General features: G+C 64.8%; 13 protein-coding genes. 9 read left to right on the top strand and 4 right to left on the bottom strand.

Translation table 11 applies throughout. The annotated features are described in order from the left end of the window. Positions 1 to 102 precede the first annotated feature (102 nt). The 3 genes from FSY59_RS14535 to FSY59_RS14525 all read left to right on the top strand — a co-directional run bounded on the left by FSY59_RS14535 (position 103) and on the right by FSY59_RS14525 (position 4,859). Positions 103 to 1,428, top strand: a complete 1,326-nt coding sequence (locus FSY59_RS14535; protein ID WP_043376982.1) for a DUF445 domain-containing protein — start codon at positions 103 to 105, stop codon at positions 1,426 to 1,428. 359 nt (positions 1,429 to 1,787) lie between these two features. Continuing rightward, on the top strand, positions 1,788 to 3,809 hold the full coding sequence (locus tag FSY59_RS14530) for a ligand-gated channel protein (protein WP_148729201.1): 2,022 nt from the start codon (positions 1,788 to 1,790) through the stop codon (positions 3,807 to 3,809). 81 nt (positions 3,810 to 3,890) lie between these two features. Next, positions 3,891 to 4,859: a siderophore ABC transporter substrate-binding protein gene (locus FSY59_RS14525; protein WP_148729200.1), complete on the top strand. Its 969-nt coding sequence runs from the start codon at positions 3,891 to 3,893 to the stop codon at positions 4,857 to 4,859. A gap of 112 nt (positions 4,860 to 4,971) precedes the next feature. Here FSY59_RS14525 and FSY59_RS14520 read toward each other — a convergent pair whose 3' ends face one another. From FSY59_RS14520 to FSY59_RS14510, 3 genes are all read right to left on the bottom strand, one after another. Next, on the bottom strand, positions 4,972 to 5,403 hold the full coding sequence (locus FSY59_RS14520) for a hypothetical protein (RefSeq protein ID WP_003050626.1): 432 nt from the start codon (positions 5,401 to 5,403) through the stop codon (positions 4,972 to 4,974). Positions 5,404 to 5,503: 100 nt separating this feature from the next. Next, positions 5,504 to 5,908: a hypothetical protein gene (locus FSY59_RS14515; protein ID WP_003050630.1), complete on the bottom strand. Its 405-nt coding sequence runs from the start codon at positions 5,906 to 5,908 to the stop codon at positions 5,504 to 5,506. Between the two features lie 99 nt (positions 5,909 to 6,007). Further along, positions 6,008 to 7,429: a heavy metal sensor histidine kinase gene (locus tag FSY59_RS14510; RefSeq protein ID WP_148729199.1), complete on the bottom strand. Its 1,422-nt coding sequence runs from the start codon at positions 7,427 to 7,429 to the stop codon at positions 6,008 to 6,010. A gap of 46 nt (positions 7,430 to 7,475) precedes the next feature. On the opposite strand from FSY59_RS14510, the gene FSY59_RS14505 reads away from it, so the two are divergent. Continuing rightward, positions 7,476 to 7,817: a DUF5713 family protein gene (locus FSY59_RS14505; protein WP_034377416.1), complete on the top strand. Its 342-nt coding sequence runs from the start codon at positions 7,476 to 7,478 to the stop codon at positions 7,815 to 7,817. Between the two features lie 10 nt (positions 7,818 to 7,827). Here the strand turns inward: FSY59_RS14505 and FSY59_RS14500 are convergent, their stop codons facing one another. After that, the gene (locus tag FSY59_RS14500; protein WP_003050636.1) at positions 7,828 to 8,517 is read right to left on the bottom strand and encodes a heavy metal response regulator transcription factor; all 690 of its coding nucleotides are present in this window, start codon (positions 8,515 to 8,517) and stop codon (positions 7,828 to 7,830) included. Positions 8,518 to 8,665: 148 nt separating this feature from the next. Between FSY59_RS14500 and FSY59_RS14495 the strand changes: the two genes are divergently transcribed. From FSY59_RS14495 to FSY59_RS14475, 5 genes are all read left to right on the top strand, one after another. After that, a complete protein-coding gene (locus FSY59_RS14495; RefSeq protein WP_148729198.1) occupies positions 8,666 to 9,928 on the top strand; it encodes a TolC family protein in 1,263 nt (420 codons plus the stop codon). Between the two features lie 11 nt (positions 9,929 to 9,939). Beyond that, positions 9,940 to 11,235, top strand: a complete 1,296-nt coding sequence (locus FSY59_RS14490) for an efflux RND transporter periplasmic adaptor subunit (RefSeq protein WP_148729197.1) — start codon at positions 9,940 to 9,942, stop codon at positions 11,233 to 11,235. Between the two features lie 133 nt (positions 11,236 to 11,368). Further along, the gene (locus FSY59_RS14485; RefSeq protein ID WP_148729196.1) at positions 11,369 to 14,491 is read left to right on the top strand and encodes an efflux RND transporter permease subunit; all 3,123 of its coding nucleotides are present in this window, start codon (positions 11,369 to 11,371) and stop codon (positions 14,489 to 14,491) included. A gap of 228 nt (positions 14,492 to 14,719) precedes the next feature. Continuing rightward, the gene (locus FSY59_RS14480) at positions 14,720 to 14,902 is read left to right on the top strand and encodes a hypothetical protein (protein WP_043375463.1); all 183 of its coding nucleotides are present in this window, start codon (positions 14,720 to 14,722) and stop codon (positions 14,900 to 14,902) included. A gap of 25 nt (positions 14,903 to 14,927) precedes the next feature. Next, positions 14,928 to 17,162, top strand: a complete 2,235-nt coding sequence (locus FSY59_RS14475) for a phosphocholine-specific phospholipase C (protein WP_187427921.1) — start codon at positions 14,928 to 14,930, stop codon at positions 17,160 to 17,162. The last annotated feature ends 13 nt before the right edge of the window (positions 17,163 to 17,175 follow it).

Raw genomic sequence — 17,175 nt, 5'->3', positions numbered from 1 at the left:
AAAAGCCTGCCGCCTGTCGCTGCAATGGCGCAGCGCAGGCCATGCGCGGCCATCGGGGCCGCAGGCATAGGCGAGCCGGCCCGACTCGCCTATGCTTGCGCCATGCTCACCGAAGAACAACGCCTGTCCCTGCAGCGCGCCAAGCGGCTGCCGCTGATTTTGCTGCTGCTGGTGACGGCCGGCTTCATCGCCACGGCGCTGGCGGGCTCGCGCTGGGGACTGGAGGGCCAGGCCGTGCCGCTGTGGCTGGTGTGCCTGCGGGCCATCTGCGAGGCCGCCATGGTGGGGGCGCTGGCCGACTGGTTTGCGGTCTCGGCGCTGTTTCGCCACATTCCGCTGCCGCTGGTGGGGCGGCACACGGCCATCATCCCGCGCAACAAGGATCGCATAGGGAACAACCTGGCCACTTTCGTGCGCGACAAGTTTCTGGACGCGCCTTCGCTGGTGGCGCTGATCGAGCGCAACAATCCGGCCCAGGCGCTGGCCGACTGGCTGACGGCTCCCGCCAACAGCCAACTGCTGGGCAGGCAGGTGGCGCGGCTGGCACTGGCCGCGCTGGAGATGGTGCAGGACAAGCAGGTCGAGAAGTTTCTGACCCAGTCGCTCAAGGCCGTAATGCAGCATGTGGATCTGTCGCGTGCGGCGGCATCGCTGCTGTCGGGGCTGACGGCGGGCGGGCGCCACCAGGAGGTGCTGGACGATGTGCTGGCGCGCATCAGCCGCGTGCTGCGCCAGGAGCAGACCCATGTGATGATCGCGCAGACCATCGTGGTCTGGCTCAAGCGAGAGCACCCGATCAAGGAAAAAATGCTGCCCACGGACTGGCTCAGCGACAAGGGCGCCAGCGTGATTGCCAGCGCTCTGGACAGCCTGCTGCAGGACGTGGCCCAGAACCCCGGCCACCGTTTGCGCCAGGCTTTCGACAACTCGATACAGCGTCTGATCGACGGGCTGCAGAACGATCCCGTCTACGCCGAGCGTGTGGAAAAGCTGCGCAACTATCTGCTGCATGACGAGAAGCTGGCCGTCTACCTGCGCGAGCTATGGACCGGCTGGCGCGCACGGCTGGAGCGCGATCTGGCCGACGAGAATTCGGCCATGGCGCGCCGCGCCGCCGTGATGGGGCGCTGGCTGGGCCAGGCGCTGGCGCATGACGAGGCACTGCGCAGCTCCATGAACGAGCGCCTCAAGCGCTGGGCGACGACGCTGGCGCCCGATGTCTCGCAGTTCATCGCCCGCCATATTGCCGACACGGTGCAGCGCTGGGATGCCGGGCAGCTGGCCACGCTGATCGAGGCGCATATCGGCAAGGACCTGCAGTACATACGCATCAACGGCACGCTGGTGGGCGGGGCCATCGGCTTGCTGCTGTTTCTGATCTCGCATGCCGCTGCCCTGTGGCGCAGCATGCTGGCCTGGCTGGGCTAAAGCCTTTTCACGACCAGACCGCGCATGCCGCTGCCGGGCGATGCTGGTTTGAGGTCATGCCAAAGTACTTAACAGTAAAAATTCTTTGGAAGGCCTGTTAGTTGTGGTTACAATGAGAATTATTCGCAACAAGAAGACCTTGATGCAATCTTTGACTCAGCCAGGCATGCCCATCGAATGGCCGCATGCCGCCATGCCCCGCCGCATGGTGTAGCCAGGACGATCTCTGCGCAGATCGTGATTGCCTTCTTCATCACTCCAACAGCGCGAATGCTTCGCTGACCGGTACCTGCTTTCCGTGGCCCTGGCCATGGGGCGCAGCCTTGCCTGGTCGATGTGCCTTTTTTTCCGAACTCATCATGCAAATTCATGCAGCCGCTGCTGCAGGCTTCGCCACGGCCTGCGCCTCTTCATCTTCCCGTCCTCTGATCACCGTCCGCCGGTCGCTGCGCCCCATGCTGGGCATGGCGCTGGCGGCTGCCGGCCTGCTGACCCATGGGCTGACGGCGGCGCAGGAAAAATCGCTGGAGACGGTGGTGGTGACGGCCTCGGGCTTCGAGCAGGAGATCAAGGATGCGCCGGCATCGATTTCCGTCATCACGCGCGAAGAGCTGGAAAAAGGCAGCTACAACAATCTGCATGATGCGCTGCGCGATGTGCCCGGCGTGAATCTGGTGCCTTCGGACAACAATTCCAACGACATCAGCCTGCGCGGCATGGGCGTGAACTACACCCTGATCCTGGTGGACGGCAAGCGCACCAATACCCGCGAAACGCAGGCCAACGGCTCCACCGGCACCGACCAGAGCTGGGTGCCGCCGCTGGAGGCGATCGAGCGCATCGAGGTGGTGCGCGGCCCCATGTCCTCGCTCTACGGCTCGGACGCCATGGGCGGCGTGATCAACATCATCACGCGCAAGGTGGCCAAAGAGTGGATGGGCTCCATTCGCACCGAAGCCACGCTGCAGGAGCGCTCGTCCTCGGGCAATATCTACCAGAGCAATTTCTATCTGTCCGGCCCCGTACAGACCGATCTGCTGGGCCTGAGCATCTACGGCAACTACAACAAGCGCGGCGAGGACAACATCCTCAACGGCTACAACGACTACGACAACCGCGCGCTCAACGTCAAGCTGGCGCTGACGCCCAACAAGGACCACGACATCATTGCCGAGCTGGGCACGGGCAAGCAGCACTACACCTCGACGCCGGGCAAGACGCTGGCGGCCACGGCTGCACTCAGCGACCGCCAATTCGAGCGCGACAACTTCTCGCTGCAGCACAAGGGACGCTGGGGCTGGGCATCTTCGGACACCTATCTGCAGCAGGAGAAGACGCGCAATCTGTCGCGCGACATGACCATCAAGAACACGGTCTTCAACAGCAGCTGGGTGGCGCCGCTGGGGGCCAGCCATCTGATGACCACGGGCGTGAGCTACAACGAGCAGGACCTGACGGACACCACCACCAACACCTTGCCCAATGCCAGCCGCACCCACATCAACCGCAGCCAGTGGGCCGTGTTTGCCGAGGACGAATGGCGTCTGCTCAAGGACTTCGCACTGACCGGCGGCCTGCGCTACGACCATGACAGCCAGGCCGGCGGCCAGGTCAGCCCGCGCCTGTATGGCGTGTGGAATCTGGCCCCGCAGTGGACGGTCAAGGGCGGTGTCTCCACGGGCTTTCGTGCGCCGTCGCTGCGTCAGACCGTGGGTGACTGGGGCCAGAGCAGCCGTGGCGGCAATATCTACGGCAACCCCGACCTGAAGCCCGAAACCTCGCTGACCAAGGAAATCGGCGTGCTCTACGACAGCGGCGCCGGCACCACGGCAGGGCTGACGGTGTTCGACAACGAGTTCGAGGACAAGATCACCCGCGTGGCCTGCCCCAGCTGCGGCCCGCTCAACAGCTCGGGCCGCGTGCCCACCACGAACATCAATGTGGACAACGCCATCACGCGCGGCCTGGAGGCTTCGCTGGGCACCCAGCTGAGCCGGGCGCTGCGCCTGAAGACCAACTACACCTTCACCAAATCCGAGCAAAAGAGCGGCGAGTTTGCCGGCATGCCGCTGAACCAGCTGCCACGCCATCTGTTCAATGTCTCGCTGGACTGGAGCCCCACGGCCCAGCTCAACGGCTGGCTCAAGGCTTCCTACCGCGGCGAGGAAAGCGCCCCCACGGGCGGAGCGTCCTCGGGCAGCTTCACCCAGAAGAGCTACACCATGCTGGATCTGGGCGGCTCCTACAAGCTCAACAAGACTGTCACGCTGTACGCGGGCATCTACAACCTGCTGGACAAGCAGGTCATCTATGACGGCGTCAATTACGACACCGTGCTTGATGGCCGCCGCTACTGGCTGGGCATGAACGTCAAGTTCTGATCCTGGTCATCGCAGCCCGTTGCCGCAATCCGCGGCAAGGGCTGCCGGTCTTTCCTCTGTTTCCGCTTTTCAAGGTACTTCATGCAACCACTAACCAGCCGTCGCGCCACCATCGTGGCCCTGCTGATGATGGCCGGCGCCGCCTGGGCGCAAACGCCGCAGGCCCTGTCGTCTGCGACCCTGCCCGCCCGAATCCAGGTCCAGCATGCCCGGGGCGTGACCGAGCTGCCCCAGGCTCCCCGGCGCGTGGTGGTGTACGACCTGGCTTCGCTGGACACCATGCAGGCGCTCAAGCTGCCGGTGACGGGCGTGCCCAGGGCCCATTTCCCCACCTATCTGGCCAGCTATGCCGATGCCCGTTACCAGGTGGCGGGCTCGCTGTTCGAGCCGGACTACGAGGCGCTGAGCCGCATCCGCCCCGATCTGATCGTGGTGGCCGGCCGCTCGGCCGGCAAATACGAAACGCTGAGCCGTATCGCGCCCACGCTGGACCTGAGCACCTCGGGTCATGACTTGCTGGGCGATATGCAGCGCAATGTGACCGCACTGGCCAGCCTGTGGGGCAAGCAGGTGCAGGGCGCGCAGCTCATGCAGCAGGTGCGCAGCGACGTGGACGCCACCCGCGCTGCCGCGGCCAAGGCCGCGCCAGGCCTGCTGGTGCTGGCCGTCAACCGGAATATGAGCGGACAGACGCCGGGTTCGCGCTTCGGTCTGCTGCATGACGTGCTGGGCATCAAGCCTGCCCTGCCCGCAGATCCGGCGCAGGCGCGCGGCATTGCGCTGAAGATGGAAGATATCGCCAGGATTGACCCCGAATGGCTGTTCGTGATCGACCGCAATGCGGGCACGGGCAGCACCAAGGACAAGGACGGCAAGCCGGTCGTGCCGTCGCGTGAGCTGTTCGACAACGACACCATCAAGAACACCCGTGCAGGCCGCAAGCAGCAACTGGTGTTTGTCGATCCGCAGCTTTGGTATTTGCTGGGCAGCAGCGGCCCCCAGGCCATGCAGGCCAATGCGCAGCAGATTCGCGCCGCGCTCGAACGCTAGGCTTTTTGAGAGAGCATCAATTTAATAGCTGCTTTGGCCAATAAACAAAGGGTTTCAATGCATAAAAGCATTGAAACCCTTTGTTTTCATGCGCAGCAAGCTATCAAAAGTATCAGGCAGCGGGCTCCGAAGGCTCGGGCGGCAGCAGCTGCTTGCCAATCAACTGCCAGGCCTTGGCGGCATCGGCCTGGCCTGCGAACAGATGGCAGCTGGCGGCAGTCATGGCGATGCGGCCATTTTCGGGCTCCAGGTCAAAGGCCAGCTCGCATTGCGCTGCGGCGTTGGCCCACATCAGCAATGCGCTGCGGTTTTCTTCCTTCTGCAAGGCATGGGCCTCGGCCATCCAGGCCTGTGCCAGACGAAAGGCGGCTTCCGGCTCGTTCATATCGGCCTTGTGCGCCAGATAGAACTCCTTGCCGGCGGCCTGCCAGAATGCGCGGGCCTGCTCGAAGTCCTGTGTGGCAATCTTCTGGGCCTGCTGCACCAGCGCGTTGCCGGCCTGCAGATGGGCCTGATAGGTGGATGCGTCTTGATCTTGGGACATGGCGCTTATTGTCCTCATTGCCTGGCCTTGCGGAGCGCGACCGTGCGCATCTCCCCTGAACGGCCCCGGGGCATTGCCGCCGCCTGCCAGCGGCTTGCCGCTAGTAGCGGAAGTCCAGCTGATGCGGGCCCTTGCCGATCTCTGCCGCCTGGGTCTTGCTTACGCCCTCCCTGGTGGTGGCGGTGATCTTATAGCTGCCGGCAGGCAGCTGTACTAGGCAGACCGGGCCGTTGGCCGTGAAGCGGCTGCTGTCCTTGCCGGAGCTGACCTCGACCGCCACATTGGCCAGATAGGCGCCGTCCTTTTGCGCAAACAGCAGCGACAGCGGGTAATCCTTCATCGCGGCGCGCATGAGCGTGGATTCGTCCTCGCCGATGCCGCCGCAGCTGTAGCGCAGCGCGCCGGCCTGCTGCATATCGGGAATCCGGCCTTGAGCCAGAGCGGGCAGGCCGAGACCGGCACTGGCGGCCAGAACCAGGCAGGCAGCGTTTCTCAAGCAATGCATGGTGTTTCCTTTCAGCGATACACGGGCGGCCATCTTGCGGCCTGACCGCGCAGCTCCATGTCATCCCTGCTCGGCGCTGCGTGTGGGCCTCATCGGCTTTTACGCCCGGTTGCCGGATGAAACAGGCGCCGGTGCTTGTGCATCCTGGCCCGCAGGCAGGCTCAGCCCGATGCTGGTGACAGAGCGGTCGGAGTACGCAAACGCCTGTCCGCCATGCATGCGCGCGATCGCGGCCACGATGGACAGGCCCAGGCCGTGGTTGCGATCGGCCTGGCTGCGGGCTGCGTCCGAGCGGTAGAAGCGGTCAAACAGTCTGGGCAGATGTTCTGCGGCAATGGCCTGGCCCTGGTTCTGCACCGCCAGCGTGACCTGGCCGGCCTGCGGCATGCTGATCTGAATCTCTATGCAGCTGCCCGGCGTGGCATAGCGCGTGGCATTGCCCAGCAGATTGGACAGTGCCCGGCGCAGCAATCGCGCATCGACCTGAGCCTGCGCATCGCCCTGCACCCGCACCTGCAGATCGGCCTCCTGCAGCGCGGCCTCGTGGTACTCCACCACTTCGTCCGCGAGGCTGGCCAGGCTGGCCACCTGGATGCGGTGCGCGCTTTCGCCGCGATCGGCGTGAGAGAGAAACAGCATGTCCGCCACGATGCCGGCCATGCGCTGCAGATCCTCCAGATTGGAAGCCAGGATGTCGCGCAGCTCGCCCGCATCGCGGGGCTTGCGCAGAGCCAGCTCGCAGCTGCTGATGAGCGTGGTCAGCGGGGTGTTGAGCTCATGGGCCACATCGGCGTTGAAGGCTTCCATCTGGCGGTAGGCCACGGCCAGTCGCTCCAGCAGCGCGTTGAACTGGGCAATCAGCGGACGCAGCTCCTGGGGCTGGTTACTGTCGTCGAGTCTGGTCTGCCAGTCACGGCTCAGATCCTTGGCGCCCAGTTGCCGGGTCTGCTCCACCAGCGAATGCAGAGGCGCCAGCCCGCGGCGCACCAGCCAGGCGCTGAACATCGACACCAGCAGCGCACCGCTGACGGCAGCCAGGCCCAGAATCCAGGCCAGCTGGCGCAGCAGGGCATCGTCGGGGCGGCGGTCCAGCATCAGCAGTACCTGCACGACCTGCTGCTCCTGCTGATCCACATGGGCTGGCAGCACGACGCTGAAGCTGCGCCGGGCGCTGTGAACATCGTCGAGGGGCTGGTGCAGTTTCTCGAACAGCAGCGTGCCGTCGGCATAGCTGACACGGATCGACATATCCTCGTGGCCTGTGAGGAAGTCGGACAGCATGTGCTGCATGCTGGAGGCGGAGCGATTGGCACGCGCCTGTTGCAGAAGATGGGTGACCGTGACCTGCTTTTGCTCCAGGCTTTCCTGCTGGCGCTGTGCCAGGGCCAGCCAGCTGCCCCAGTACACGGCCACGCAGACCAGACCCAGGCCCAGCATGGTCTGCAGGGCCAGCGAGCGTGACAGCCGCCGGCTCAGGTTCGGGATCCGGGCTGCGCAGGAAGGAGTGGAATCAGTGGTCATGGTGGCTGCTATGCTGGACGATTGATTGTTTGCGGAGGAAGAAACCATGAGTCCTGCCAATGCCATCCTGAACCACCATGCCTTCTTGCAGGAGATGTACGAGGACAGCTATTTCCCCGAGGAGCTGGTGCGCAAGGGGGAGGATATTCTGCGAGAACTGTGTCTGCAGATCGATCAGCAAAAGCCGCAGAATCTGGAGCAGCTGTATCGCTTGAGCCATGCGGCGACCGAGCGCTTCAACGATCTGCAGCAGGCGTTCGAAGAGCAGGGCAGCGAGATGGAGACGGCGGCACGTGAATGCATTGCGGCTGATTTCGAGGCCATTGCCAGGGCTTATGGATTTGCAGATGCGGATGTGCAAGAGCTGATCGCCCCACGCGAATGGTAGGCGCCGGGGCTCAGGCCTCGGGGCGCAGCTCCAGCACATAGCCCATGCCGCGCACCGTGTGCAGCAGGGGCTGCTCGAAGGGCGCGTCGAGCTTGAGGCGCAGGCGGCGCACGGCGACCTCGACGACATTGGTTTCGCTGTCGAAGTTCATGTCCCAGACCTGGGAAGCCAGTTCGGTGCGCGACAGCACTTCGCCCTGGCGCCGCAGCAGCAGGCTCAGCAGATTGAACTCCTTGGCCGTCAGGTCCAGCCTCTGTCCCGCACGCGTGGCGCGGTGGCGCAGCAGATCCAGCTCCAGATCGGCCATGCGCAGCACCGTGGCCTCGGGCGTGGCCTGGGCCTGAAGGCCGCGGCGCAGCAACGCATGAATGCGGGCCACCAGTTCCGAAAATGCGAAAGGCTTGACCAGATAGTCGTCGGCGCCTGCCTGCAGGCCTCTGACGCGGTCTTCCACCTGGGCGCGAGCCGTGAGCATGAGCACCGGCGTCTGGCGCGACTGGCGCAGGGCGGCCAGCACGGCCAGACCATCGATGCCGGGCAGCATGCCGTCCAGAATGATGAGATCGTAGGGCTGCTCCGTGGCCAGGTGCAGGCCGTCGATGCCGTTGTGCGCGGCATCGACCACAAAGCCTTCCTCGCCCAGGCCTTTTTGCAGGTACTCGGCGAGCTTGGTTTCGTCTTCGATGACTAGAAGCTTCATGCCGCAGATTGTCGAGCAAGTCGGCCGCTGGCGAAGATGACAAATTTGTCATCTTGAGGTCAGAACCCTGTGGGGGCCGCCACGCTAGATTTGCCCCGCCTGTACAGGACTGCCAACCGAGGGGCTGGCATGCAGGCGGAGCATCACCATGACATTCATCACCAAGGCGGCCGCTGCGTTGCTGGGCAGCGGCCTGGGCCTTTTCGTGCCCTGCAGCTGGGCGCAACAGCCTGCGCCCGTCACGGCAGTGGCTGCCGCCCCCATCAGCCTGCAGGCCGCGCTGGCACTGGCCATGGAGCGCAACCCCGGTCTGCGGGCGGCGGCCCAGGCCCTGGCGGCCAGCGAAGGGGCATTGATTCAGAGCCGTGCCAGACCCAATCCCGAGCTGGCCTATTCGCAGGAAGACACGCGCCGCGAAACCCGCTCCATGACGCTGCAGTGGAACCAGTCCATAGAAATCGGCGGCAAGCGCGAGGCCCGCATGAAGGCGGCCGAACATGGCCGCGAGCTGGCCCGGGCCGAGCTGGAGGCCGCCCAGGCTGGCCTGCGTGCCGATGTGCGCACGGCTTTTGCCAATGTGCTGGCTGGCCAGCAACGCGTGCAGCTGCATCAGAAGACGCTGGAGATCGCCAGCAGTGCCCGCGATGCCGCGGCCAAGCGCGTGCAGGCGGGCAAGGTGGCGCCGCTGGAGGAAACCAAGGCCCGTGTGGCCGAGAGCAGTGCCGAGCTGGCGCTGGCCCAGGCGCGCTCCGGTCTGCGTGTGGCGCGTCAGCAACTGGCAGCGCTGTGGGGAGCGCAGCCTGCGGCATTTGGCAGCGCGGTGGGTGAGCTGGCGCAGCTGCCGGTACTGCCCGATGAAGGCCCGATGCTGCAAAGGCTGGAGCATTCGCCGCAGATGCTGCGTGCGCAGCAGGCCGTCTTTCAGGCCAGGTCCGTCGCAGAGCTCGAGCGTGCCAAGCGTCTGCCCGATCCCAGCGTGAGTCTGGGCATGAAGCGTGCGCAGGAAGTGGGCCGCAATCAGCTGGTGGTGGGTATCTCTGTGCCGCTGCCGATTCTGGACAGCAACCGCGGCAATCAGTTGCAGGCGCTGCGTCTGGCCGACAAGGCCGAGGACGAACTGCTGGCCACCCGCCAGCAGATGCATGCGCTGCTGCAGCAGCAGCGCGAGCAGCTGCAGACCAGCCGGGCCCAGGCCGAGCAGCTCGCGCAGCAGGTCTTGCCGGCCGCCGAATCCGCTTACGAAGTCGCTGCCAAGGGCTTTGCCCTGGGCAAGTTCAGCTATCTGGAAGTGCTGGATGCCCAGCGCACGCTGGCCGAGGCACGCAGCCTCTATCTGGAGCAACTGGTGGCCACCCACCAGGCGGCCGCCGACATCACCCGCCAGCTGGGCGATGTGCCCGGTCTTGAGTAAGAACACGCATCATGAATTCCACCTCCCCAAAGCCCCGTCGCACGGCGATTGCGATTGCCATCATTCTGGCGCTGGGCGCGGCAGCTGCCGCCGCCATCGTCTACGGCACCCGGCCAGCGGCCGTGGAAGGCCAAGGCCATGAACATGGCGCTGCAGAAAAAGGCCATTCCCATGAAGAAAAAGAGCATGACCATGGCAGCGAAGCCGGGCATGCCGAGCAGAGCCCGGGCAAGGGCAAAGCCGCTGCCGAGGCCGACCATGCCGATGAGGAGGAAGGCCTGCTCAAGCTCGATGCCGAGCGGGCCAGGGCGGCGGGCGTGAGCCTGGCCGAGGCCAGCCCTGCATTGATTGCCGGCACGCTGCAGCTGCCCGGCGAGATTCGCTTCAACGAGGACCGGACGGCCCATGTGGTGCCCCGTGTGGCGGGCGTGGCCGAAAGCGTGGCGGCCAATCTGGGACAGCTGGTGAAAAAGGGCCAGTTGCTGGCCACTTTGACCAGCCCTGCGATATCCGAGCAGCGCAGCGAGCTGATGGCGGCGCAAAAGCGCCTGGCGCTGGCACGCACCACCTATCAGCGCGAAAAGCAGCTGTGGCAGGAAAAGATCTCGGCTGAGCAGGACTATCTGCAGGCTCAGCAGGCATTGCGCGAGGCCGAGATCGCATCCGCCAATGCGCAGCAGAAGCTGGCTGCGATCGGTGCCGGATCGGGCACTGCCGGGGCTTTGAACCGCTTCGAGCTGCGCGCGCCCTTCGATGGCGTGGTGGTGGAAAAGCACCTTGCCGTGGGCGAAGCCGTGCAGGACAGCACGGCCGTGTTCACCATCTCCGATCTGCGCTCGGTCTGGGCCGAAATGAAGGTCGCGGCCGGCGATCTGCCGTTTGTGCGCGTGGGCGAAAAGGCCACCGTGCACGCAACGGCCTTCGAATCCCGGGCCACGGGAGTCGTGGCCTATGTGGGCGCGTTGATCGGGCAGGAAACCCGCACCGCCCCTGCGCGCATCACGCTGGACAACCCGGACGGCATCTGGCGCCCGGGCCTGTTTGTGAATGTGGAACTGACGGCAGCGGGCCAGCAGGCGGCGGTGGCGGTGGCCAATGCGGCCATCCAGAAGATCGACGGCGACAAGCCCGTGGTGTTTGTGCCGGTAGCCGGCGGCTTCAAGGCTCAGGCTGTGAAGCTGGGCAAGGCCGACGGCCAGAGCACCGAAGTGCTGCAGGGCCTTAGCACAGGCCAGCGCTATGTGAAGGACGGGGCTTTCGTGCTCAAGTCCGAGCTGGGCAAGGCTACGGCCGAGCATGTGCACTGATTAGCCACCCCCTGAGGCGCGGCGCGCCTTCCCCCAAGGGGGACGAGGCCCCGCTGCGAGGCGGCTCTTGCTCGGTGTCTCTGGTTTGGATTGCGCCAGTGTGACAGGGCAGATGAAGATATTTGGAGTTTGAATGTTTGAGCGCATCATCCGCTTTGCCATTGCCCAGCGCTGGCTGGTCATGCTGGCCACGCTTGCCCTGGTGGGCCTGGGTATCTACAACTACCAGCGCCTGCCCATCGATGCCGTGCCCGACATCACCAATGTGCAGGTGCAGATCAATACCTCGGCGCCCGGCTATTCACCGCTGGAGACCGAGCAGCGCGTCACCTTCCCCATCGAGACTCTGATGGCCGGCCTGCCGGGGCTGGACCAGACGCGCTCGCTCTCGCGCTACGGCCTGTCCCAGGTGACCGTGGTGTTCAAGGACGGCACGGACATCTACTTCGCGCGCCAGTTGGTGAACGAGCGCATGCAGCAGGCACGCGATGCGCTGCCGGCGGGTGTGGCTCCCGCGCTGGGGCCTATTTCCACGGGACTGGGCGAGATCTACCTGTGGACCGTGGAGGCCGATGACGGTGCCACCAAGCCCGACGGATCGCCCTATACGCCCATGGATTTGCGCGAGATCCAGGACTGGGTCATCAAGCCCCAGCTGCGCAATGTTGCGGGCGTGACCGAGATCAACTCCATTGGCGGCTTTGCCAAGGAATACCTGGTGGCACCCCAGCCGCAGAAGCTCGCGGCCTATGGTTTCACGCTGGCCGATATCGTTGCAGCGCTGGAGCGCAACAACGCCAATGTGGGCGCCGGCTATATAGAGCGCCAGGGCGAGCAGTATCTGATCCGCGCACCGGGACAGGTGGGCGGCATTGCCGATATTCGCGAAGTCATCGTGGGCTCGGCGCAAGGCCAGCCCATCCGCGTGCGCGATCTGGCCGACGTGGGCCTGGGCCGCGAGCTGCGCACCGGTGCAGCCACGGACAACGGCCGCGAAGTGGTGCTGGGTACGGTGTTCATGCTGATTGGCGAGAACAGCCGTGCCGTGGCCCAGGCCGTTCACGAGCGCATGCAGGTGATCAACAAAAGCCTGCCGCCCGGCGTGAAGGCCGTGACGGTCTACGACCGCACGAATCTGGTGGACAAGGCGATTGCCACGGTCAAGAAGAACCTGATCGAAGGCGCGGCGCTGGTGGTGGCGATCCTGTTCCTGTTCCTGGGCAATCTGCGCGCCGCACTGATCACGGCGCTCATCATTCCGCTTTCCATGCTGTTCACCTTCACGGGCATGGTGCAGATGCGCGTCAGCGCCAATCTGATGAGTCTGGGGGCGCTGGACTTCGGCATCATCATCGACGGCGCGGTGGTGATCGTGGAGAACTGCGTGCGCCGTCTGGCCCATGCACAGGCGGCAGCAGGCCGGCCGCTGAGCCGCAGCGAACGCTTCGAGGAGGTATTTGCGGCAGCCCGCGAGGCCCGGCGCCCGCTGCTGTTCGGCCAGCTCATCATCATGGTGGTCTATCTGCCCATTTTTGCGCTCACCGGCGTGGAAGGAAAGATGTTCCACCCGATGGCGCTGACGGTGGTGATTGCGCTGCTGTGTGCCATGCTGCTGTCCATCACCTTCATTCCCGCCGCGATTGCGCTGTTCATGGGCGACAAGGTGGCCGAGAAGGAAAACCGCCTCATGGGCTGGGCACGCCGTGCCTATGCACCGGTGCTCGAAAAAGTCATGCATGCGCCAGCCGTGGTGCTGACGGCGGCAGGTGTCATCGTCGCGCTGAGCCTCCTGCTGGCCACACGCATGGGCAGCGAATTCGCGCCCAATCTCAACGAAGGCGACTTCGCGATCCAGGCGCTGCGCATACCGGGCACCAGCCTCACGCAATCGGTGCAGATGCAGATGCAGCTCGAGAGCGAGCTCAAGAAGCAGTTCCCCGAAATCGAGCGCGTGTTCGCGCGGACTGGAACGGCCGAGATCGCATCGGACCCGATGCCGCCCAATATCTCGGATGGCTACATCATGCTCAAGCCGCGCGAGCAATGGCCGAATCCGGCGCGCTCGCGCGACGATCTGCTGAGCGCCGTGCAGGAGACCGTGGAAGGGATTCCGGGCAGCAACTACGAGTTCTCGCAGCCGATCCAGCTGCGCTTCAACGAGCTGATCTCTGGCGTGCGCAGCGATGTGGCCGTCAAGATCTTCGGCGATGACATGGCCCAGCTGGAGAAGTCTGCGCAGGCCGTGGCCGCGATGCTGCAGAAGATCCCCGGTGCCTCCGAGGTCAAGGTCGAGCAGACCACGGGCCTGCCCATGCTCACGGTGCAGATTGATCGCGAGAAAGCCTCACGCTACGGCCTGAACATGGGGGATGTGCAAGACGCCATCAGCACGGCTTTTGGCGGACGCGAGGCCGGCACGGTATTCGAGGGCGACAGACGTTTCGCCATCCAGGTGCGCCTGCCAGAGGCCATGCGCAGCGATGTGGACGGCATAGGCCGCCTGCCGATTGCGCTGCCGCGCGGCGGCGACGGGCGTCTGGGCTTTGTGCCCCTGTCATCCGTGGCGACGGTGGAGCTGGCGCCGGGGCCCAACCAGGTCAGCCGCGAGGACGGCAAGCGCCGCATCGTGGTCAGCGCCAATGTGCGCGGTCGCGATATCGGCTCCTTCGTGGCCCAGGCCCAGCAGGAGCTCGAAGGCATTGCGCTGCCGGCCGGCTACTGGACGCGCTGGGGCGGAACCTTCGAGAACCTGGAGTCCGCACGCAAGCGCCTGATGATCGTGGTGCCCGTGGCGCTGGCGCTGGTGTTCACGCTGCTGTTTGTCATGTTCGGCAACGTGCGCGACGGTCTCATCGTCTTTACCGGCATTCCGTTTGCCTTGACGGGCGGTATTGCAGCGCTGTGGCTGCGCGGCATTCCACTGTCCATTTCGGCGGCCATCGGCTTTATCGCCCTATGCGGTGTGGCCGTGCTCAACGGCCTGGTCATGATCTCCTACATTCGCAGCTTGCGCGAGCAGGGCATGGATCTGGAACAGGCTGTGACCGAAGGGGCGCTCACGCGCCTGCGTCCCGTACTGATGACGGCCCTGGTGGCGTCGCTGGGCTTTGTGCCCATGGCGATTGCCACGGGCACAGGGGCCGAGGTGCAGCGCCCGCTTGCCACGGTGGTGATCGGCGGCATTCTCTCGTCCACCGTGCTGACCTTGCTGGTGCTGCCGTTGCTGTATCGGCTGGGATACGGAAAGCGGCAATAGCCGCGCAAGCGCCAGCGTTCTGACTGGCGTTGCGATGTTTCTTGCAGAGGGCCGACGTGGGTGCGTCGGCCCTTTTTGCATGGGGCTTCGCGCTGAAGAGGGCTCGCGAGCTTCGAACGCCGGAGCCATGCGAGCAAAAGGACTGAAACACGGACGTCATCGGGATGACATGAGCTTTTCCTAGATTCTTGCCGGTCGAAACCTGTCGACATCCAAGCGAAAGACTCCATGCAAAACAAGCGTTTGATCAAGGCGCTGGCGCTCGTCTGCCTGACGGCCGCCACGCTGGCCGCCTGTGGTGGCAGCGATGACAGCCCGCCTGCTCCCACGAACCCGACCAATCCCACGAACCCCACGAACCCCACGAACCCCACCGAGCCGGCCAAGCCGGAGATGCGCTGTGCTCCCTGAGCACGGTGACAGACAAGGCTTCAACATGATTTCGCGACGCAATCTTCTGCAGGCCGGCAAGAACGCTGCCTTTTCAGCTGCCGCACTGGCCGCCTTTCCTCCCAGCATCCGCCGTGCGCTGGCCATTCCCGCCAACAATGTCACGGGCACGGTCATGGACGTGCAGCATGTGGTGATCCTGATGCAGGAAAACCGCTCCTTCGATCAGTACTTCGGCACGCTCAAGGGGGTGCGCGGCTTTGGCGACCGCATGACCATTCCCGTTCCCAATGGCCGCAAGGTCTGGCAGCAGGAGCGAGCCAACGGCACGGTGATCACCCCCTATCACCTGGACGGTACGGCCAACAATGCGCAGCGCGTTTCCGGCACCCCCCATTCCTGGCTGGACAGTCAGCAGGCCTGGGACAACGGCCGCATGTCGCGCTGGCCCGTGGCCAAGACGGACACCTCCATGGGCTATTTCAAGGAGCAGGAGCTGCCCTATCAGTTCGCGCTGGCCAATGCCTTCACGATCTGCGATGCCTACCACTGTGCCATGCACACCGGCACCGACGCCAACCGGTCCTTCCACATGACGGGCACCAACGGGGCCATGCCCCAGAACGTGGCTTTCGTGAATAACGAGTGGGATGCCATCAATGGCGTGACCAGCGATGCCACCACCGGCTATACATGGAAGACCTATGCGGAGCGGCTGCAGGAAGCCGGAGTGAGCTGGATCAGCTACCAGAACATGCCTGACGAGTGGGGCGACAACATGCTGGGCGCGTTCCAGAGCTTTCGTCGCGCCAATCTGGCTTCGGGCTTTCCTGTCTCCAGTGGCGGCGCGCCCAATGCACCGTATACCAGCACCGGCCAGGCTTTGCCCTACCATGCCTATGACGCGGCCAGCGACGACGCTGCCAACCCGCTGTACAAAGGCGTGGCCAACACCTTGCCCGGCAATCAGCCCGAGGAGTATCTGGACGCCTTCAAGCGCGATATCCGCGAAGGCAAGCTGCCCCAGGTGTCCTGGGTCAACGCGCCGTCCATCTATTGCGAGCACCCCGGCCCATCCAGCCCGGTGCAGGGCGCCTGGTTTCTGCAGGAAGTGCTGGATGCGCTGACGGCCAATCCCGAGGTCTGGAGCAAGACCGTGCTGCTTGTCAACTTCGATGAGAACGATGGCTACTTCGACCATATGCCTTCGCCCTCGGCACCATCGCAGAACGCCGACAAGAGCTATGCAGGCAAGACCACGCTGCCGGAGGCCGATCTGCAGGCCGAATACTTCACGCATGGCGCACCGGCCGGCAGCCGTAGCCAGCCTGCCCCCGATGGCCGTGTCTACGGCCCCGGGCCGCGCGTTCCGCTGTATGTGATCTCGCCCTGGAGCCGCGGCGGCTGGGTCAACTCGCAGGTGTTCGACCATACGTCGGTGCTGCGCTTCCTGGAGGCCCGCTTTGGCGTGAAGGAGCCCAACATCAGCCCGTTCCGCCGGGCGGTTTGCGGCGATCTGCTGAGCAGCTTCAATTTCAAGACGCCGAACAACGAGACCCTGCCCGTGCTGGCCGGCCGCTCCACGCGCGATGTTGCCGACAAGCTGCGTGCCGATCAGCAAAAGCTGCCCGCCGTGCCCGTGCCTCGCGATATGCAGCTGCCTTTGCAGGCCGGCGGTACACGTCCGTCGCGGGCCTTGCCCTACGAGCTGCATGCCAGTGCGCGCTGCCAGAGCAACGGCCCGGTGGAGCTGGTGTTTGCGAACACCGGCACGCAGGCAGCCGTCTTCCATGTCTATGACCGTTACAAGCTGGACCACACGCCTCGCCGCTACATGGTCGAAGCGGGCAAGATGCTGTCCGATACCTGGGATGCCGTGCGCGACAACTTCGGCAAGTACGACCTCTGGGTGCTGGGCCCCAACGGATTCCATCGCCACTTCAAGGGCGACCTGAATCGCCTGGGCAGTGTGCAGGCCGCCCCCGAGGTGCGGGTCTGCTACGACATCGCCAACGGCAATGTCTATGTGGATCTGATGAACAAGGGCGCGCAGGCTGCGGTGTTCACCATCACGCCCATGGCCTACCGCAGCGACGGCCCGTGGACGGTCGAAGTTGGCGCCGCCGCCAGTGCCGAGAGGCACTGGGAGCTGAAGGCCAGCGGCCAGTGGTATGACTTCGCGGTGACCTGCGACAGCGATCCGGCGTACTACCGGCGCTTTGCGGGCCGCGTGGAAACCGGTCAGCACACGGTCAGCGACCCTGCCATGGGAGAGGCATAGCAGCCACGCCTTG

Origin of the sequence: Comamonas sp. Z3 (assembly GCF_008121565.1) — a bacterium.
Classification (GTDB): Bacteria; Pseudomonadota; Gammaproteobacteria; order Burkholderiales; family Burkholderiaceae_C; genus Comamonas; species Comamonas brasiliensis.
Note: the sequence above shows the minus strand (reverse complement) of the source record. Positions and strands in the feature narration are given on the sequence as shown.